Annotated in this window: 19 protein-coding genes; 10 read left to right on the forward strand and 9 right to left on the reverse strand. The window is 74.4% G+C overall.

Annotated features, from left to right (window positions below; genetic code table 11):
* Nucleotides 1-82: 82 nt before the first annotated feature.
* Nucleotides 83-505: a MerR family transcriptional regulator gene (locus tag JQN70_RS11560; protein ID WP_204131491.1), complete on the forward strand. Its 423-nt coding sequence runs from the start codon at nucleotides 83-85 to the stop codon at nucleotides 503-505.
* Nucleotides 506-520: 15 nt separating this feature from the next.
* On the opposite strand, the gene JQN70_RS11565 is transcribed toward JQN70_RS11560, so the two are convergent.
* From JQN70_RS11565 to JQN70_RS20675, 4 genes are read right to left on the reverse strand one after another with little or no spacing between them, the layout of a single operon-like run.
* Nucleotides 521-1,447, reverse strand: coding sequence for a PfkB family carbohydrate kinase (locus JQN70_RS11565; RefSeq protein WP_204131492.1), 927 nt, complete (start codon nucleotides 1,445-1,447; stop codon nucleotides 521-523).
* A gap of 23 nt (nucleotides 1,448-1,470) precedes the next feature.
* The gene (locus JQN70_RS11570; RefSeq protein WP_204131493.1) at nucleotides 1,471-2,331 is read right to left on the reverse strand and encodes a tryptophan 2,3-dioxygenase; all 861 of its coding nucleotides are present in this window, start codon (nucleotides 2,329-2,331) and stop codon (nucleotides 1,471-1,473) included.
* A 23-nt stretch (nucleotides 2,332-2,354) separates the two neighbouring features.
* On the reverse strand, nucleotides 2,355-2,909 hold the full coding sequence (locus tag JQN70_RS11575) for a P-loop nucleotide/nucleoside kinase family protein (RefSeq protein ID WP_204131494.1): 555 nt from the start codon (nucleotides 2,907-2,909) through the stop codon (nucleotides 2,355-2,357).
* 7 nt (nucleotides 2,910-2,916) lie between these two features.
* The gene (locus JQN70_RS20675) at nucleotides 2,917-3,852 is read right to left on the reverse strand and encodes a beta/alpha barrel domain-containing protein (RefSeq protein WP_204131495.1); all 936 of its coding nucleotides are present in this window, start codon (nucleotides 3,850-3,852) and stop codon (nucleotides 2,917-2,919) included.
* A gap of 192 nt (nucleotides 3,853-4,044) precedes the next feature.
* Here JQN70_RS20675 and JQN70_RS11585 point away from each other — a divergent pair, with 192 nt between their 5' ends.
* Genes JQN70_RS11585 through JQN70_RS11615 form a run of 7 tightly spaced genes read left to right on the forward strand, consistent with a single transcriptional unit; the run spans nucleotide 4,045 to nucleotide 11,157 of the window.
* Nucleotides 4,045-4,986 carry a 1-phosphofructokinase family hexose kinase gene (locus tag JQN70_RS11585; RefSeq protein WP_307835946.1) on the forward strand — a complete coding sequence of 314 codons (942 nt, stop codon included), beginning with the start codon at nucleotides 4,045-4,047 and terminating at the stop codon, nucleotides 4,984-4,986.
* Nucleotides 4,983-5,990, forward strand: coding sequence for a LacI family DNA-binding transcriptional regulator (locus JQN70_RS11590; RefSeq protein ID WP_204131497.1), 1,008 nt, complete (start codon nucleotides 4,983-4,985; stop codon nucleotides 5,988-5,990). Before JQN70_RS11585 ends, JQN70_RS11590 begins: the two co-directional genes overlap by 4 nt.
* A complete protein-coding gene (locus JQN70_RS20960) occupies nucleotides 5,987-7,402 on the forward strand; it encodes an FGGY-family carbohydrate kinase (protein WP_204131498.1) in 1,416 nt (471 codons plus the stop codon). The genes JQN70_RS11590 and JQN70_RS20960 overlap by 4 nt, the downstream gene beginning before the upstream one ends.
* On the forward strand, nucleotides 7,399-8,301 hold the full coding sequence (locus JQN70_RS11600; protein WP_204131499.1) for a hypothetical protein: 903 nt from the start codon (nucleotides 7,399-7,401) through the stop codon (nucleotides 8,299-8,301). Before JQN70_RS20960 ends, JQN70_RS11600 begins: the two co-directional genes overlap by 4 nt.
* The gene (locus JQN70_RS11605; RefSeq protein ID WP_204131500.1) at nucleotides 8,298-9,062 is read left to right on the forward strand and encodes an ATP-binding cassette domain-containing protein; all 765 of its coding nucleotides are present in this window, start codon (nucleotides 8,298-8,300) and stop codon (nucleotides 9,060-9,062) included. Before JQN70_RS11600 ends, JQN70_RS11605 begins: the two co-directional genes overlap by 4 nt.
* The gene (locus JQN70_RS11610; protein ID WP_204131501.1) at nucleotides 9,059-10,111 is read left to right on the forward strand and encodes an ABC transporter permease; all 1,053 of its coding nucleotides are present in this window, start codon (nucleotides 9,059-9,061) and stop codon (nucleotides 10,109-10,111) included. Before JQN70_RS11605 ends, JQN70_RS11610 begins: the two co-directional genes overlap by 4 nt.
* A 56-nt stretch (nucleotides 10,112-10,167) precedes the next feature.
* Nucleotides 10,168-11,157, forward strand: coding sequence for an ABC transporter substrate-binding protein (locus JQN70_RS11615; RefSeq protein ID WP_204131502.1), 990 nt, complete (start codon nucleotides 10,168-10,170; stop codon nucleotides 11,155-11,157).
* 70 nt (nucleotides 11,158-11,227) lie between these two features.
* On the opposite strand, the gene JQN70_RS11620 is transcribed toward JQN70_RS11615, so the two are convergent.
* The 3 genes from JQN70_RS11620 to JQN70_RS11630 form a co-directional block, all read right to left on the reverse strand.
* The gene (locus JQN70_RS11620) at nucleotides 11,228-11,719 is read right to left on the reverse strand and encodes a GDYXXLXY domain-containing protein (protein ID WP_204131503.1); all 492 of its coding nucleotides are present in this window, start codon (nucleotides 11,717-11,719) and stop codon (nucleotides 11,228-11,230) included.
* A complete protein-coding gene (locus JQN70_RS11625; RefSeq protein ID WP_204131504.1) occupies nucleotides 11,716-12,987 on the reverse strand; it encodes a DUF2157 domain-containing protein in 1,272 nt (423 codons plus the stop codon). Before JQN70_RS11625 ends, JQN70_RS11620 begins: the two co-directional genes overlap by 4 nt.
* 141 nt (nucleotides 12,988-13,128) lie before the next feature.
* Nucleotides 13,129-14,124, reverse strand: a complete 996-nt coding sequence (locus JQN70_RS11630; protein ID WP_204131505.1) for a DMT family transporter — start codon at nucleotides 14,122-14,124, stop codon at nucleotides 13,129-13,131.
* Nucleotides 14,125-14,163: 39 nt separating this feature from the next.
* On the opposite strand from JQN70_RS11630, the gene JQN70_RS11635 reads away from it, so the two are divergent.
* Together JQN70_RS11635 and JQN70_RS11640 are read left to right on the forward strand one after the other, a co-directional pair.
* Nucleotides 14,164-14,649 (forward strand): MarR family winged helix-turn-helix transcriptional regulator, encoded by a 486-nt coding sequence (locus JQN70_RS11635; RefSeq protein WP_204131506.1) that lies wholly within the window; start codon nucleotides 14,164-14,166, stop codon nucleotides 14,647-14,649.
* A 56-nt stretch (nucleotides 14,650-14,705) separates the two neighbouring features.
* Nucleotides 14,706-16,499, forward strand: a complete 1,794-nt coding sequence (locus JQN70_RS11640; protein WP_204131507.1) for an acetyl/propionyl/methylcrotonyl-CoA carboxylase subunit alpha — start codon at nucleotides 14,706-14,708, stop codon at nucleotides 16,497-16,499.
* 316 nt (nucleotides 16,500-16,815) lie between these two features.
* On the opposite strand, the gene JQN70_RS11645 is transcribed toward JQN70_RS11640, so the two are convergent.
* A complete protein-coding gene (locus JQN70_RS11645) occupies nucleotides 16,816-17,100 on the reverse strand; it encodes an Rv0909 family putative TA system antitoxin (protein WP_204131508.1) in 285 nt (94 codons plus the stop codon).
* Nucleotides 17,101-17,177: 77 nt separating this feature from the next.
* On the reverse strand, nucleotides 17,178-18,590 hold the full coding sequence (locus JQN70_RS11650; RefSeq protein ID WP_204131509.1) for an NAD(P)H-quinone dehydrogenase: 1,413 nt from the start codon (nucleotides 18,588-18,590) through the stop codon (nucleotides 17,178-17,180).
* Nucleotides 18,591-18,664 lie beyond the last annotated feature (74 nt).

Below are 18,664 nucleotides of genomic sequence, written 5' to 3' on the forward strand. Positions count from 1 at the left end.
GTGGCTCCGGCCCCGGGTCGCGGTGGCCGGCTGGTGGTCACGTTCTTGACGTTGACGTCAACGTAAAGCAATACTCGGCCCCGTGACAAGCCCGAGCACCACCGCCGCACCCGGCGCCGTCGACCCCGCGAGCCCCACGTGGACCATCGCCGAGGTCGCCGAGGAGTTCGGGGTCACCCACCGCACGGTCCGCCACTACGAGGACCTCGGGCTCATCTCCCCCGAGCGCCGCGGCACCACCCGGGTCTACCACCGCCGCGACCGCACCCGGCTGGGGCTCATCCTGCGCGGCAAGCGGCTCGGCTTCCCGCTCGAGGAGATCCGCACGATCATCGACCTCTACGACGCCCCGCGCGGCCGGCGCAGCCAGCTCGAGTACGTCCTGGCGCAGATCGACGAGCGCCGCGAGGACCTCGAGCAGCGGCGTCGCGACCTCGAGGCGGCCCTCTCCGAGCTCACCGAGTTCGAGCGCCGCTGCCGCTCCGACCTCGAGCGGATGGCCTGACCGTCCCGGGACCGCTCAGGACGGGGCGCCGAGGAAGGCGTCGATCTCGGCGCGGGTCGGGGCGGTGTCGGGGCCGCGCCGGGTGACCTTGAGGGCCCCCGCGGCGTTGGCCCGGGCCGCGGCGTCGGCCCACGGGAGCCCCGCCGCCCGCTCGGCGAGGAGCACGCCGGTGTGCGTGTCGCCCGCCCCGTTGGTGTCGACCGGTCGGCGCGGGTGGCCGGGGACGAAGACCTGCTCGTCCCCCTCGCGCACGAGGCATCCGCGCGGTCCGTCGCGGACGATGGTGACGGCGCCCGGCCGGAGCATCGCCGCGACGACCTGGGCGGCCTCGCGGATGCCACGGACGCCGGCGAGTGCGTCGGCCTCGTCGGCGTTGCCGGTCCACACGTCGGTACGGTCGAGGACGGCGTCGCGCACCCGCGCCTCGACCTCGACGAGGGCCGCTCCGGGGTCGAGCACGACGACCACCTCAGGGCCGAGGGCGCCGAGCCACTCGACGAGGGGGTCCCGCGTCCGGCCGAGGAGGCTGTAGCCGCTGACGCACACGAGGTCGCCGGGGCCGGGGTCGCTCGTGGCGAGCGAGGCGATGCTGATCTCGCGCTCGGCGCCCTGCGTCGTCACGAAGGTCCGCTCGGCCGTCGGCTCGACGAGGACGACGCAGACGCCGGTGTCGAGGTCGGGCACCGGCGGTGCGGAGAGCTCGACGCCCTCGGCGGCCAGGGCGGCCCGGACGAGGTCCCCGTTCGGGCCGGTACCGACCGCGCCGGCGTGCACGGCACGGGCCCCCGAGCGGGCGGCCGCGAGGAGGATGGTGACCGCTCCCCCGGCGTACCGGTGGTACGAGCCGGCCATGACGTTGCCGCCACGAGCGGGCAGCACCGGCACCTCGAGCACCGCGTCGACGAGCGCCTGGGCGGTGTGGATGACGCGGGGGGCGGCCATGCGCCGACCCTAGTGCCGCTCGGTCAGCCCACCGCCGTGCGGACCTCGTAGAGCTCGGGGAAGAAGGTGAGGTCGAGCGCCCTGCGGAGGAAGTCGACCCCGCTCGAACCGCCGGTACCGGTCTTGTGCCCGATGGTGCGCGTGACGACCTGCAGGTGCCGGAACCGCCACTGCTGGAACAGGTCCTCGACGTCGACGAGCTCCTCGCAGGTCTCGTACACGCCCCAGTGCTCGTCGGGCGCGGCGTACACCGAGGCGATCACCTCGACGAGCTCGGGCACCAGCCGGTAGGGCTGGCGGACGTCCCGCTCGAGGACCGCGGCCGGCACCGGGTAGCCGCGTCGCGCCAGCAGCCGGAGGAACTCGTCGTAGAGCGTGGGCTCGGCGAGCAGCGTCTCCAGCCCCGTCCTCGCGCGCTCGTCGTGCTCGAAGACCCGCACCATCTCGGCGTTCTTGTTGCCGAGGAGGAACTCGACCGCGCGGTACTGGTCGCTCTGGAACCCCGAGCTCGTCGCGAGGAACGGCCGGATGAGCGCGTACTCGCTGGGCGTCAGGGTGGCCAGCACGTCCCACATCTCGACGAGCTGGCGCTGCACGTGCTTGACCCGGGCCAGCCGCTTGAGGGCCGGCGCCAGCTCGTCGGCGGCGAGCAGCGCACGGGCCGACCGCAGCTCGTGGAGCAGCAGCTTGAGCCACAGCTCCGACACCTGGTGCTGGACGATGAACAACAGCTCGTCGTGCTGCACCGGCTCGCTGCGCGGGTGCTGCGCCGACAGCAGCGTGTCGAGGTCGAGGTAGGCGCCGTAGGACATCGCCGACCCGAAGTCGCGCGAGATGCCCTCCTCCAGCGCCCGCTGGGCCCGGTCGACCGCGTCGTCGCTCATGGCGGCCATCGTGCCACCGCCCCTCAGGGACGCGCCGACCACCCGGCGAGCACCCGCGCGACGAGGTCGTCCGGGCCCGCGCCCGCCGCGTCGACGAGCAGGTCCACGGACGCGGGGGCCACCGTGGCGGCGGGGACCGGCGCGCCGGCCTTGGCGAGGTCACGGGCCAGACCCCTCGCCCGGACCCGCGTGGCGAGCAGGTCCGCCGGCACGTGGAGCCAGCAGGTCGTGACCGAGGTCGCGCCGGCCGCCGCGCCCCACGCCGACCACGACCCGTCCGCGGCCTCGCGGGTGAACGGCGCGACGGCCACGACGTCGACCCCGGACCGGACGCAGTCGGCGACCACCGCTGCGAGACAGGCGTACCGGGCCTCGCGCAGTGCAGCGAACCGGGGGGAGTCGAGGTCGACCGGCAGGCCGTCCGCAGCGGCCACGGCCTCGAGGAGCGGCGTCGTCACGCTGTCGAGGTCGACGAGCGCGACGCCGGCCGCCCGCGCGACGAGGGCGCCGACGGTGGTCTTCCCCGACCCCGGAGGGCCGCCCACGCAGAGCAGCCGCCCCGGTCCGTCGGCGGCCATCACCGGCTCACGAGGGCGAGCCGACCGCGCCCCGGTACCAGTCGGGGCCGACGAGTGCGGCGACCTCACCGGGGTCGACCGGCGTCCACGCCGGCGCCCCACGCCCCTCGAGGACCTCGGCGAGCTCGTCGAGGCGGCGGGCGGCGAGCTCGGCACCTGCGGCGCGGGCGGCGGCGTCCATCCGGCCGACGGCGTCGCCCCAGATGGCCCGGCCGGCCATGAAGCCGCTGCAGCCGTGGTCGGCGGCGACGTCGAGCTGGGTGCGGAAGCCCTCGAAGGTGACCCCCGCCGAGAGCAGCACCCACGGTCCGTCGATGGCGGAGTCCAGTGCGGCACAGGCCTCGTGGGCCGCGTCGAGGTCGTCGAGGTCGAGCACGGGGAACTCGACCTTCATGATGTCGGCGCCCGCCTGGCGGAACGACCGGGCCGACGCCAGCACGCTGCTCCGACGCACCGCCCGCACGGCGGGGTCGGCGGTGTCCTCGTCCCCGACCGGGAACCACAGTGGCTCGACGACGAGGGGCATCTGCTGGGCGCGGCACTGCGCGGCCGCCTCGGCGACGACGGCGTGCTGCTGGGCGACGACCGCCTCGTCCTGGTCCTCGCGGTGGAAGACGACGAGCTTGGCGGCGTCGACCCCCAGCGTGGCGAGGACCGCGGGGTCCCAGCCCTCCTTGAGCCGCAGCCCGGTGTCGAAGCCGACGGCGCTGTCGGGCCGGTAGTAGAGGTCCTCGATTCCGCTGATCACCCCGACGTCGCCGGGCACCGCTCCGGCGGCGACGGACTGGCCGAGGCTCCAGATCGGGTCGAGGAGAACGGAGGTCGCGTGCCGCGACAGGACGCGCACCATGTCGAGCTTGGACTCGACGACCTCCTCGAAGGAGACGGCGTCGAGGTCGGCGTCGAAGAGTTTCAGGTAGTTCTCGGGGTGGTCGATGGCCATGGTACGGATGTGGCCGGCGGCGTCGCACAGGCGGGACATCCGCCGGTGCAGGCCGATCGTGGACGGAGTCGGGACTCGGGGTGTTGACAGCGCTGTCATACCGCCATACCTTACGAGACAGCAGGTTCGCCGACAAGAGTCGGCATGAGTTGACAGCGCTGTCGCAGGGCGAGGAGGCCCCCGTTGCTGGTCGTGACCCCCAACACGTGCATCGACGTGACGACGTGGCTCGCCACGCTCGCGCCGGGCACCGTGAGTCGCTCGACCCGCACGCTCTCGACCGCCGGCGGCAAGGGCGTCAACGTCTGCCGCACGCTGCGGACCCTCGGCGGGACGCCCCGCCTCGTCGGCCTCTCGCCCGTCGAGGACGGTCGCCTCGAGCAGCTGCTCGCCGCCGAGGGCACCGCCTTCGTCCCCGTCGCGCACCGCGGCCAGGGCCGGATCGCGATGATCTTCCTCGAGGAGGGCGGTCGGGTCACCGTCGTCAACGGCCGCGGCCCCTCCCCCGAGGACTGGGACCCCACGACCCTCCTCCCCCGGGTGCGTGCCGAGCTCGACGGCGCCCCGGCCGTCGCCTGCTCGGGCTCGCTGCCCCCCGGGCTCCCGGACACCACCTACGCCGAGGTCGTCGCGGCGGCCCACGAGCACGGTGTCGAGGCCTACGTCGACGCCGCCCCCGCCGTGCTCGCCGCCACCCTGTCGAGCGGCCCGGACCTCGTGAGCCCCAACGTCGGCGAGGCCGAGGCGCTGCTCCACGGCCGCACCGACGAGCACGTCGAGGAGTCCGGCGACGACCTCGCCGAGCGCTGCCTCGGGGCCGCCCTCGAGCTGCACGCCCGCGGCGCCCGGCGCGCCGTCGTCACCGCCGGCTCGCACGGCGCGGCCCTGGCCACCGCCGACGGCACCTGGTGGCTGGGGGCCGCCCGGGTCCCCGTCGCCAACCCGATCGGGGCGGGCGACTCGTTCCTCGCCGGCACCTCCTCCGCCCTCGTCGGGGGCGCCACCGACGTCGACGCCGTCCGCTACGGGATGGCCGTCGCCGCGGCGGCCGTCCAGCACGAGCAGGGCGGAATGCTCGACCCCGCGCTCGTCGCGCCCGCCCTCGCGGCCCTCCCCGAGGCGGTGCCCGCATGAGCCGCCCGACGATCTACGACGTCGCCCGCGAGTCCGGCTTCTCCATCAAGACCGTCTCGCGCGTCATCAACGAGGCGCCGAACGTCCGCAAGGAGACCGTCGACCGGGTCCGGGCCGCCATCGAGCTGCTCCAGTACCACCCGGACCCCGCGGCGCAGCGCCTCGGCGGCGGCAAGCTGCCGACCATCGGCGTCCTCGTCGACTCCATCGACGACCCGTTCTTCGCCCAGGTCGTCGCGGTCATCGAGGCCCGCGCGATGGACGTCGGGATGGACGTCCTCGTCGCCTCCACCGGCATGGACGAGACGCGCATGCGGATGCAGATCCAGCGCCTCGCCCGCCGCGGCGTCGCCGGCCTCGTCGTCGCACCGTTCGGCGACCCCGGGACCGTCGCGGCCGCGCTGCCCGACGACGTCCCGGTCGTCGTCGTCGACCGCAAGTGCGGCGTCACCGACAAGGACGTCGTCCGGGTCACCGACGAGCAGGGGGCCACCGACGCCGTGCGCCACCTCGTCGCGCGGGGCCACCGGCGCATCGGGTTCCTCGGCAAGACCTCGGCGTTCAACACCCTCCAGGACCGGTACACCGGCTACGAGAAGGCGCTCGCCGAGGCCGGCATCGAGGTCGACGCCCGGCTCGTCGAGACGCGCGCGTGGACCGCCGACGAGGCCTACCCCTACGCCCTCGCGATGCTCGCCACCGCCGACGCCCCCACCGCCGTCTTCGCCGCCAGCCCGATGATGGGCCTCGGGGTGCTGCGCGCCCAGCAGCGGCTGCACCGCCAGGACGTCGCCCTCGTCATCTTCGGCGACTACCCCGTCGCCGAGCTGATGACCCCGCCGACCACGGTCATCGACCAGCGGCCGACCGCGTTGGCGGACACCGCCTTCGACCTGCTGGCGCGTCGCATCCAGGACCCGGGCGCCGAGGTCCTCGACACCGTCCTGCCCACCCTGCTCGTGCCGCGCGGCTCGGGCGAGCTCGCCCCGAGGGCCGAGTCGTGAGCGTCGTCGACCTCGGGTTCGACCTCGGCACGACGGTCACCAAGGTCAGCGCGGTCGCCGACGACGGCCGGCGGCTGGCCGACCACTCCGTCGCCACCGACTGGCGCGAGACCGGCGAGGGCCGCGTCGACCGGAGCCCGGCATCCGTCGTCGAGGCCGTCGAGCTCCTCCTCGCCCGGGCCGTCGCCGACCTCGGACCGGGCACGACCGTCCGCTCCGTCGGCTTCACCTCGATGGCCGAGGCCGGCGTCCTCGTCGACGCCGCCGGCCGCGAGCAGTCGCCCGTCATCGCCTGGTACGACCCCCGCGGCACCGAGCAGGCCGCAGCCCTCCCCGCCGCCCTGCGCGACGAGTTCCCCGCCCGCACAGGGCTCCCGGTCAGCCACGTCGCCTCCCTCTTCAAGCTGCTGCACCTGCGCGACGCAGGCCTCGACCTGCGCGGGCTCCAGTGGCTCTCGGTGCCCGAGTTCGTCGTCCTGCGCCTCGGTGGCCGGCGGGTCGCCGAGCTCTCCCTCCTCGGGCGCACCGGCCTCCTCGACGTCCACACGAACCGCCCGTGGCTCCCGGCCCTCGAGCACCTCGGGGTCGGCCCCGACCTCCTCCCCGAGGTCGTGGCCGCCGGCTCCCCCGCCGGCACGGTCCGCGCCGACCACCCGGTCGCCGCCCTGCGCGGCGCCGTGCTCACCGTCGCCGGTCACGACCACGCGGTCGCGGCCGCCGCGACCGGTTGCGGCGCACCGGGATCCGCGCTCGACAGCTTCGGCACCGCCGAGGCCTACCTCGCGTCCGCGTCCCACGTCCCCGACCCCGCCGTCGTGCGCGACCTCGCGGTGCGCGGCATCTCCGTGTACCCGCACACCGTGCGGGGGGCCACCGGGTTCATCGGCGGCACGCGCACCGGCCTGGTCCTCAAGCGCGTCCAGCAGGTGCTCGGCGCCGAGCACGACCCCGCCCGCTCCGCCCTCGACGCCGCCACGCTGGCCCTCGCCCCCGGCGACACCGCCGACGTCAGCGTCACGGGCTACGCGATGGAGGACCACGCGGTCGACATCCACCTCGGGTCCGAGGCCCACACGCCCGCCCACGTCTGGCGCGCGGCCATCGACGGCGGCACGGCCCGCGGCCGGGCCCTGCTCGGCACGCTCCGCGAGGCGGGCGTTCCCGTCGAGCGGCTCGTCGTGGCGGGCGGCTGGACCCGGATGCGCTCGGTCCTCGCCGCCCGCCAGGACCTCGCCCCCGTCGTCGAGGTGTCGGCCGTCGACCAGCCCGGCACGTGGGGCGCGGCCCGCTTCGGCGCCTGGGCGGCCCAGCACGCCGACCCCACCGACCCCGACCCCCGACCCCCCGCGGGGTGGTTCACCGCCCACCTCGCCCCCGTCCCCCCGCAGCCCACCCAGGAGGCACCCGCATGACCACCACCGGACTCGACGCCATCGCCACCGACGCAGGGACCTTCGCCGTCCTCGCGATGGACCAGCGCGGCACCCTGCGCCGCATGCTCGCCGCGGTCGACCGCGCCGACACCCCCGACGAGGAGATCGTCGCCTTCAAGCGCGACAAGATCGCCTCGCTCGCCGGCAGCGCCTCGGCCTTCCTCGTCGACCCGACCTTCGGCCTCCCGGGCGCCCGCGCCGCGGAGACCACCGAGCACTTCGGCCTGCTCCTCGCGGCCGAGCCGCCGAACCGGCTCACCCACGACGGCGAGCCGGTCGTCACCCTCGACCCCGCCCAGGACGCGGCGTGGGTGCGCGACAGCGGCGCCCACGCGATGAAGTTCCTCGTCCAGGTGCGGGCCGACCGCCCCGCCGGCGCCGACGGCCGGGACACGACGGCCGAGGCCGTCGAGGTGATGCGCACCCTCGTCGCCGACTGCGCCTCGGTCGGCATCCCGTCGGTCGTCGAGAACCTCGTCTTCCCGCTGTCCGGCGAGGAGCCCCTCTCCCCCGAGGCCCGGGCCGACGCCATCATCGAGGCCGCGGTGCTCATCGACCAGCTGAACCCGAGCCTGCTGAAGCTCGAGTACCCGGGCAGTCCCGAGGCGTGCCGCCGTCTGGCCGAACGCATCTCGGCCCCCTGGGCGGTGCTGTCGGCCGGCGTCTCCTCCGACGAGTTCGCAGACGTCCTGCGCGTCAGCTGCGACGAGGGAGGCGCCAGCGGCTTCATCGCCGGCCGCTCCGTGTGGCGCGAGGCCGTCGCGATGGACCACGCCGAGCGCGTCGCCTTCCTCTCCGACACCGGGCGCCGCCGCCTCGACGAGTACCGCTCGATCATCGAGGGCCGGGCCCGCTCGTACCGGGAGGCGGCGGCATGAGCCCCCGCTTCGAGGCCACCGGCCTGAGCCGGAGGTTCGGCCGGGTGCAGGCCCTCGACAACGCCGACTTCGACGTCGACGCCGGCGAGGTCGTCGCCCTCATCGGCGACAACGGCGCCGGCAAGTCCACGCTCGTCAAGGCGCTCACCGGCAACCTCGACCTCGACGCGGGCGAGGTCCGCTTCGAGGGCGAGCCGGTGCACTTCGCCACGCCGCAGGACGCCTCGCGGCTCGGCATCGAGGTCGTCCACCAGGACCTCGCGCTCGCCCCCCACCTCGACGCGGCGCAGAACATGTTCCTCGGCCGCGAGGTGATGCGCCCCGGCGTGCTCGGTCACCTCGGTTTCATGGACACCCCGCAGATGCGCAGGCGCTCGGCCCAGGCCTTCACCGAGCTCGGGTCCGCGGTGCGCAGCGTCGTCGTCCCCGTCGGGTCGATGTCCGGCGGCCAGAAGCAGACGGTGGCCATCGCCCGGGCCGTCGCGTGGGCCGACAAGGTGCTCTTCCTCGACGAGCCCACCGCCGCCCTCGGTGTCGTGCAGACCCGCAACGTCCTCGACACCATCAAGAAGGTCCGCGACCGGGGCATCGCGGTCGTCCTCATCTCGCACTCGATGCCCCACGTGCTCGAGGTCGCCGACCGGGTCCAGGTGCTCCGCCTCGGCCGGCGCGTCGCGACCTACCGCGGCGCCGACACCAGCGTCGAGGAGCTCGTGGGCGCCATGACCGGAGCCCTGGACCCGAAGGAGGGAGCCGCATGAGCACCAGCACCGGAGCCGGTACCGGCACCAGCACCGCCCCGACGGCGTCGACCATCGAGACGACGGCCGCCCACGGCAACCTCACCGACCGCGTCAAGGCGATGCAGTCGGTGTGGATCCTCGGGGTCCTCGTCGTCATCGTCGCCGTCTTCGGGGTGATGTCGCCGAGCACGTTCCTCACGACCGGCAACCTGACGAACATCGCGCAGAACGTGTCCATCTGGGCCGTGCTCGCCGTCGGGATGACGTTCGTCATCATCACCTCCGGCATCGACCTGTCGGTCGGCTCGGTCCTCGTCGTCTCGTCCGTCGTCTCGGCCAAGGTCATGGAGTCGATGGGCGACAGCGGGTGGACGACGGCGCTCGTCGGGCTCGCGCTCGCGGTCGTCGTCGGCATCTTCTGGGGCGCCCTCAACGGCTTCCTCGTCGCCAGGGCCAAGGTGCCGCCGCTCATCGTCACGCTCGGCACCCTGTCGGTCGCGCTCGGCGTGGCCCAGATCCTCACCGGCGGGCTCGACATCCGCTCGGCGCCGCAGGTCCTCCAGGACAACATCGGCTACGGACGGCTCGCGGGCATCCCGGCCATCACGATCATCGCGCTCGTGGTCGTCGTGCTCGGCGGGATCATGCTGCACCGCACCCGGTTCGGTCGCTACACCTACGCGATCGGGTCGAACGAGACCTCGGCGCGCCGGGTCGGCATCAACGTCGACCGCAAGCTCGTCCAGATCTACGCGCTGTCCGGCTTCCTCGCCGGCATCGCCGGCATCCTCTCCCTCGCCCAGTACGGGACGACGACGATCGCCGGCCAGTCCCTGACCAACCTCAACGTCATCGCGGCGGTCGTCATCGGCGGCACGTCCATCTTCGGCGGCCAGGGGTCGATGTTCGGCTCCATGGTCGGTCTCTTCATCCCCGCGGTCCTGCAGTCCGGGTTCGTCATCGTCGGCGTCTCCCCGTACTGGCAGACCGTGGCGGTCGGCTCGATCCTCATCACCGCCGTCTACGTCGACCAGCACCGGCGGGCCGCCGCCGTGCGGGGCGGCTGACGGTCCTCTCGACCCTGCACCACCCGACAACGAAGTCACCCAGAAAGGCACGACCCATGCGAAGCAACCTCAGGTTCACCGCTGCCGGGCTCGGAGCGGCGCTGGCCCTCGCGGCCTGCTCCACCGGAGCGCCGTCGTCCGACTCCTCGGGCGGCTCCAGCGGCGGCGGCAACGACAACAAGAACATCGCCTTCGTCCAGGGCGTCGCCGGCGACGAGTTCTACATCACCATGCAGTGCGGCATCGAGGCCAAGGCCAAGGAGCTCGGGTACACGGTGACGACGCAGGGCCCGCAGAAGTTCGACCCGACCCTGCAGAAGCCGATCGTCGACTCGGTCACCGCCTCCAAGCCCGCCGCGCTGCTCGTCGCCCCCACCGACGTCCAGGCGATGCAGGCCCCGCTGCAGCAGGCGGCCGCGGCGGGCATCAAGGTCGTCCTCGTCGACACCACCGTCAACGACCCGTCCTTCGCCGTCTCCGAGATCAGCTCGGACAACGTCGGCGGCGGGAAGGCCGCCTTCGACGCCATCAAGCAGGCCAAGCCCAGCGGCGGCAAGGTGCTCGTCATCTCGACCGACCCGGGTGTCTCCACCGTCGACGCGCGCGTCAAGGGCTTCGAGGACGCCGCCAAGGCCGACAGCGCGTTCAACTACCTCGGCGTGCAGTACAGCCACAACGACCCGGCGACCGCGGCGAACCTCGTCTCCTCGGCCCTCCAGAAGGACCCGGACATCGTCGGCATCTTCGCGACGAACCTGTTCTCCGCCGAGGGCTCGGCGACCGGTGTGCGCCAGGCCGGGGCCAAGGACCTGACCATCGTCGGCTTCGACGCCGGTCCCAACCAGATCAAGGCCCTTGAGGACGGCACCGTCCAGGCCCTCGTCGCCCAGCAGCCGGGCACCATCGGCACCGACGGTGTCGAGCAGGCCGTCGCCGCCCTGACCGGCGGCTCGGTGGAGAAGAAGATCCAGACCGGCTTCACCATCATCACCAAGGACAACCTGTCCGGTGAGGGTGGCCAGGCGGCCTACAAGTCGACCTGCTGACGCGGGTCCCCCGACCGCGGGGCCGCCACGTGCCGTGAGGGGCCGTGGCGGCCCCGCTGCGCGTCCGGGGTCAGCCGGTGGCGACGCCGACGAGGGCCGCGTTCCCGCGGGCGTCCACGCGCACGGTCGCGACCGCCGTCCCGGCCTGCACCGCGGAGGTCACCGCGGCCGCCTCGTCCTGCGGGAGCCAGAGGCTCTCGATGCCGCAGCGCAGCCGCCATCCGGAGTCGTCGCAGCGCAGGTACGTCCCCCCGGTCGGCGCGCGGCGCAGCACCTCGCCGCCGACCCAGACCGCACCCTGCCGGGTGAGCGGGACGTAGGCGGTACCGCGCTCGTCCTCCCCCACCGGCACCGAGTCCCCGGTGCCGGAGCTGCCGGGCAGGTCGGGGTAGGACAGGTCGACGTAGGCACCGCGCCCGGGGTCCACGGGGTCGACGGCGGCCACCCGCAGCCGCACCTCCTCGCCGGTGAGCCGGGCCGACAGCGGTGCCCAGACGGCCACGCCGACGAGGACGAGCTGGGCCGCCGCCGCGGCGACGACACGGGTGGTGCGGGGCGTCATGACGCGCCCTCCTCCCGCTCGGCGAGCAGCCGGCGGCGACCGCGGTCGGCGAGCACGCCCGTGCCGAGGAGCACCACGCCGACCGCGAGGAAGAGCACGGCGCCGGAGAGGATCGGAACGAAAACCGCGAAGGCCTGGGTCGTCGTGAAGAGGACGAGGGCTGCGGTGGCCGCCCAGGTGAGCCGGTCGGAGTCGCGCGCGCCGCCGAGCACGGCGTACCCGCTCGCGACGCCGAGGTAGACGGCGACCGCCACGACGGCCCGGACCCAGTCCCCGGGGGCGAGGTCGGACGCGACGCTCGGGTCGGCCTCCGGTCGCCACAGCGCCAGCAGGACGACGAGGACCAGACCGAGCGCGGCCAGGCCAACCTCGAGCCGGTCGAGGCGGTGCCCCGTGACCACCGCGGCGGCGGCCAGCACGACGGCCAGGCCCAGCACGACCCACAGCAGCGGGCTGCCCGCCCGGGTCTCCTGCGCGAACGGCAGGGCGGCCCCGAAGAGCGCCCCGAGGGTCAGCAGCCCGCCGACCTCGCGCCACGGGACGCCGAGGGGTCGCCAGGCGTCGGCACGGGCGCGCAGCCGCAGGTGGAGCACGCCGACGGAGACCGCGGCGAGGGCGGCGGTCGCGAAGGCCAGGGTGACCGAGAGGACGTCGTTCGAGGCGTCGGCGGTGTGCCGGACGAGCCAGGAGGCCCCGAGGGCGATGCCGACGACGGCGGGTCCGACCCCCGCGACGGCGTAGGCGTAGAGGAGCGCGCCGAGGGCCCAGACGCCGAGCAGCGCGGGCTCGTAGGCCGCCACCTGGAGGCTCTGGGCCGCCTGGAAGACGACCGCACCGAACGCGGCCGCGACGAGCAGCCGGACGGCGCCCACCACGGGCGAGGCGACGTCGCCGAGCCGCTCACGCCGGGTCGCCAGCACCTCGGCGGTGACGAGCAGCCCGACCCAGAGCGCCACGACGACGACGAACCGCACGAGGGGCGACAGCTCGTCGAGGTTGGCGGCGACGGTCCACAGCAGGCCGACGCCGACGAAGAGCGCCCCGAGGGTGAGGACGATGCTGGCCAGCGTGACGCGGCGGTGTGCGACGTAGCGCGCGCGGACCGCCGCGGCCGTGGCGTCGTCGAGGAGGCCCTCCGCCCGCCAGGCCTCGATCTGGGCGTCGAGCCAGGCGAGCTGGCCGGGCGTGGCCGGGATCGGGACGGCGGGGGGAGGTCCGTCAGGAGCGGGCGAGGGGTGGGAGGGGGCGGAGGTGGGTGGCGCGGACATCGCGTCCTCCTCGGTGCGAGAGGGCACCCCGGTGGGGCCACCTCCAGTCTCCCGCAGCGGTGCCCGGCACGCCATGAGCACCGCTACCCAGGTCCGCCACGCGCGCGGCGGAACGACGACGCCACCGGACCCGTCGCCTCCTCAGCCGCGGCGCGCGGCCGCCGTCGAGGTCGCGAGGCGTGCGGACGGAGGGGGCGCGACCTCCGCGTGCCGCGGGATCTCGTCCGGCGCCGATGTCCGCACGGTGGGCGGCCGGAGCCGTCCGAGGACGGCTCCGCGGACCGGGGCCTGCGCGGCGAGGACGCTGCCGAGCACGAGCATCATCGCGACGAGGTGCACCGGGCCGAACGTCTCCCCCAGGAGGACGACGCCGAGCACGGTGCCGACGACCGGGTTGAGGAGACCGACGACGGCGACGGCGCCGGCGTCCATGCGGGTCAGGCCCCGGAACCAGACGACGTACCCGACGACCGAGCCCACGAGCCCGAGGTAGGCCAGGGCGAGGACGGCGGGCAGGTCGAGCGCGGGCGGCCCGCCCTCGGCCACGGCCGCGACCGGCACGAGCAGCACGCCGCCGACGACCAGCTGCCAGGCCGTCGTCACGAGCACCCGGCCGGGCTCGGTCCAGCGCTTGACGAGCACGAAGCCGACCGATGCCGACACGACGGCGCCGACCGACGCCGCGACCCCGACCGGGTCGACCGGGCCGGAGCGGTCGTTCTGCCAGACGAGCAGGACGACCCCGCCGATGCCGACGACCGCGGCCAGCACGGTGACCAGCGGCTGGCGCTCGCCGAGCGCCATACGGGCGACCGCCATGACGACGAGCGGCGAGACGGCGGTCAGGGTCGCTCCTAGGCCGCTCGGGAGGCGGTAGGCGGCGACGTACAGGAGCCCGAAGAAGACCGCGTGGTTGAGCGTGCCGAGGACGAGGGACCGGCCCCACCAGCGGCCGCACGGGAGCTCGCGGAGCCAGAGCAGCATGAGCAGCCCGGCCGGCAGGATGCGCATCGCGGCGCTGAACAGCGGTCGACCCGGCGGCAGCGAGAGCTGGGTCACGGCGTAGGTCGACCCCCAGGCGACCGGGGCGACCGCGGTGAGGAGGACGGTCCGCACGGTGGTGGAGTTGGCTTCCATGGAAGACATATTATCTTCCGAGGAAGATATAGTTCAGCCATGGACCACGTGAGCACCGTCCACGAGCAGTGGCTCGCCGAGAGGCCGGACCTCGACACCACGCCTGTCCTCGTCATCGGGCGCATCCACCGACTGGCCGCGGCCCTCACCCCGGAGCTGACCGCCGTGTACGCCGAGTTCGGCCTCGGAGAGGGCGAGTTCGACGTCCTGGCCACGCTCCGGCGCCACGGCGAGCCCTTCACCCTGACGCCCGGCGAGCTGTCCGAGCGGACGATGGTCACCTCGGGCGCGGTGAGCAAGCGGCTCGACCGCCTCGAGGCGCGGGGCCTCGTCGCGCGTCACGCGAGCGCTGCCGACGGGCGCTCCCGTCCGGTGACCCTGACCGCGGCGGGGCGCGAGCTCATCGACCGCGCGATGACCGCGCACGCGGCGAACGAGGCGCGGCTGCTGGCCGGCCTCCCGGGGCGCGACCGCGACACCCTCGCCCGCCTCCTGGGACGGCTGGCCGGCTCGCTCGGGGTGTGAGCGAGGACTCGCCGCGGCGCGGGCGGCCCCCCGGGGCGGACCGATAGGCTCGAAGCATGCCGATCAGCAAGGTCCTCATCGCGAACCGCGGCGAGATCGCCGTTCGCATCGCCCGCGCCTGCAAGGACTCGGGCATCGCGTCCGTCGCCGTCTACGCCGACCCCGACCGCGACGCCCTACACGTCAAGGTCGCCGACGAGGCACACGCCCTCGGCGGCTCGACCCCGGGCGAGTCCTATCTGCTGCAGGACAAGCTCATCGAGGTCGCGAAGGCCGCCGGAGCCGACGCCGTCCACCCGGGCTACGGCTTCCTCGCCGAGAACGCCGACTTCGCGCAGAAGGTCATCGACGCCGGCCTCACCTGGATCGGCCCGGGTCCCGAGGCCATCGACTCGCTCGGCGACAAGGTCAAGGCGCGCCACATCGCCCTCGCCGCCGACGCGCCGCTCGTCCCCGGCACCAAGGACCCCGTCGAGGGCCCCAACGAGGTCGTCGCCTTCGCGCAGGAGCACGGCCTCCCGGTCGCCATCAAGGCCGCGTACGGCGGCGGCGGTCGCGGTCTCAAGGTCGCCCGCACGCTCGAGGAGATCCCCGAGCTCTTCGACTCCGCCGTCCGCGAGGCGGTCACGGCGTTCGGCCGCGGCGAGTGCTTCGTCGAGCGCTTCCTCGACCACCCGCGGCACGTCGAGACCCAGTGCCTCGCCGACCAGCACGGCAACGTCGTCGTCGTCTCGACCCGCGACTGCTCGCTCCAGCGCCGCAACCAGAAGCTCGTCGAGGAGGCGCCGGCGCCGTTCCTCACCGAGGAGCAGCACACCGAGCTGCTCCGGGCCTCCAAGGAGATCCTCCGCAAGGCCGGCTACGTCGGTGCCGGCACCTGCGAGTTCCTCGTCGGTCCGCAGGGCGACATCAGCTTCCTCGAGGTCAACACCCGCCTCCAGGTCGAGCACCCGGTCTCCGAGGAGGTCACCGGCATCGACCTCGTCCGCGAGCAGTTCCGCATCGCGAACGGCGAGACCCTCGACTACCCGGACCCCGAGCCGCACGCGCACTCCATCGAGTTCCGCATCAACGGCGAGGACGCCGGCCGGGGCTTCCTCCCGGCGCCGGGCACGGTCAGCCGGCTCGAGGTGCCCCACGGCCCCGGCGTGCGCTGGGACTCCGGCATGGTCGAGGGCGACACCGTCGCCGGGGCCTTCGACTCGATGATCGCCAAGCTCGTCGTCACCGGGCGGACGCGGCAGCAGGCGCTCGAGCGTTCGCGCCGCGCCCTCGCCGAGCTCGTCATCGAGGGCATGCCCACGGTCGTGCCGTTCCACCGCAAGGTCGTCGCCGACCCGGCCTTCGCCCCGGCCGACCCCGCCGAGGCGTTCACCGTCCACACCCGCTGGATCGAGACCGAGTTCGACAACGACATCGAGGCCTACTCGGGCCCGTCCGGCGACGCCCCCGAGGCCGAGGAGCGCCAGACCGTCGTCGTCGAGGTCGGCGGCAAGCGCCTCGAGGTCTCCGTCCCCGGAGGCCTCTCCTTCGGAGGTGGCGGTGGCGGCCACGCGACGAAGAAGAAGGCCCCGCGCCGCTCCGGTGGCGGGGGCGGCGGCGCCGCGGCGTCCGGCGACTCCCTCACCGCCCCGATGCAGGGCACGATCGTCAAGGTCAGCGTCGAGGAGGGCGCCACCGTCGCGGCCGGCGACCAGGTCGTCGTCCTCGAGGCGATGAAGATGGAGCAGCCGATCACCGCGCACAAGGCGGGCGTCGTCACCGGGCTCAAGGCCGAGGTCGGCGCGACCGTCACCAACGGCGCGGTCATCTGCGACATCACGGACGCCGAGGCCCCCGCGGAGGCCTGAGCGACCGCGACGAGCCGTCGAGAGTACAGAACACGCCGCGTGAGCACTGGGGGGCCCCGCGGGGGGGGGTGTCGCGCCCGGGGTGTGCCCCCGCCGAGGTCGCGGCGGGGCTGGGGGTCGTCGCCCGTCCCGGGGGCCGGGTTCGGCGCGACCGGCGACGGGTCGGCGGGGTCGTGGGGGTGCCACGGCTCGACGGGGTCGGGGTCGAGGGTGTCGGGCGCGTCCGGGTCCACGGGGTCGGGGACCTCGGGCGAGCGCGGCAGGTCCTCGTCGGGGGGCTGTGGCCGGTCGGGTCCCGGCTCGCTGTCGGTCGTGCTCATGACGTCGGCCCCGACGACGGCGGCGGCGGGGGCGGCGGCACCTGGCCACCGCCGGACGTGCCCGATGCGCCGGTCGAGCCACCCGACGGGGGCAGACCGAGGCCCTTGCGCAGCGCGGCCCCGCCCTTGCCGACCTTGTCGGCGTGCTGCGGTCCGGCCTTGGAGCGCACGAAGCCCTCGACCTTCCCGATGGCGTCCGCCGCCCTGTCCGGGTTCTCGCGCACGTACTTCTTCAGCGTGGTGGCCGCCGCGACGAGCGCGGCAGCGCGGCCCTTGGCCATGTCGTCTCCTCGAGTCGGTGTCCGGTGAAGGGACAACCCACTCTGCCCCGCCGAGGTTCCCGACGGGGCCGCAGCAGTCAGGCGATGGGGTGCAACCGGCGGGCGGCCTCGGCGATGGAGCCGGACAGCGACGGGTAGACGGTGAAGGTCGAGGCGACCTGGTCGACGTTGAGCCGGTGCTGCACCGCGAGGGTCACCGGGAAGATCAGCTCGGAGGCCCGGGGCGCCACGACCACTCCGCCGACGACGGCCCCGGAACCCTTCTGCGCGAACAGCTTGACGAACCCGTCGGTGATGCCGAGCATCTTGGCCCGCGGGTTGCGCGAGAGCGGCAGCATCAGCACCTCGGCGTCGACCCGCTCCTCGTCGACGTCCTTCTGGGTGATGCCCACGGTCGCGATCTCGGGGTCGGTGAAGATGTTGGCCGACACGACCCCGAGCTGCAGCGGGGCCACGGCGTCGCCGAGCGCGTGCGACATCGCGATGCGTCCCTGCATGGCCGCGACGGAGGCGAGCGGCAGCACCCCGGTGCAGTCGCCCGCCGCGTAGACGCCGCGGACCGACGTGCGCGACACCCGGTCGACGGCGACGTGCCCGGACGGCTGCAGGTCGACCCCGACCTCCTCGAGCCCGATGCCCCGGGTCAGCGGAACCGACCCGACGGCGAGCAGCGCGTGGGTGCCGGTGACCTCGCGGCCGTCCTCGAGCCGGACGACGACGCCGTCGGCGGTGCGCTCGACGGCCGCCATCCGCGAACGCCCGAGCACCTCCATCCCGCGCTTGCGGAAGACGTCCTCGATGACGGCGGCGGCGTCGGGGTCCTCGCCGGGCAGCACCCGGTCGCGCGAGGAGACGAGGACGACCTCGGAGCCGAGCCCGAGGTAGGCCTGGGCGAGCTCGGCACCCGTGACGCCCGACCCGACGACGACGAGCCGCTGCGGCAGCTCGCGCAGGTCGTAGATCTGCTGCCAGGTGAGGATGCGCTCGCCGTCGGGGACCGCGGTGTCCATCACCCGTGGCGAGGCGCCGGTGGCGACGAGCACGACGTCGGCGGTCAGCTCCTCGGCCGCGCCGGCGCCCTCGACCCGCACCGACGTCGGAGACACGAGGGAGCCGGCACCGTCGAGCACCCGGACCCCGACCTCTCCGAGCCGGGTGCGGATGTCTGCGCTCTGCGCGCGGGCGAGCGTGAGGACCCGGCGGTTGACCTCGGGGAGGTCGGCGACCGCGTCGGAGACCTCGTCGCCCTCGTGGTCCTCGAGGTGCACGCCGAGGTCGGCGGCGGTCTCGAAGTCGCTCATGTAGTCGGCGGTCGAGATGAGGGCCTTGCTCGGGACGCAGTCGGTGAGGACAGCCGCCCCGCCGATGCCGGTGCGCTCGACGACGGTGACGTCGGCCCCGAGGTGGGCGGCGACGAGGGCCGCCTCGTAGCCCCCGGGACCCCCGCCGAGGATAACGACTCTGCTCGACCGCGCGTTCACGGCCCCCATCCAACCACCCACCGACCGGCGGCCTCCGACGCACCCGCAGGTCACGGTGTGGCAAAGGTCCCTTTCCGAACCAC

This window comes from Phycicoccus sonneratiae (assembly GCF_016887965.1).
Taxonomy (GTDB): domain Bacteria; phylum Actinomycetota; class Actinomycetes; order Actinomycetales; family Dermatophilaceae; genus Phycicoccus; species Phycicoccus sonneratiae.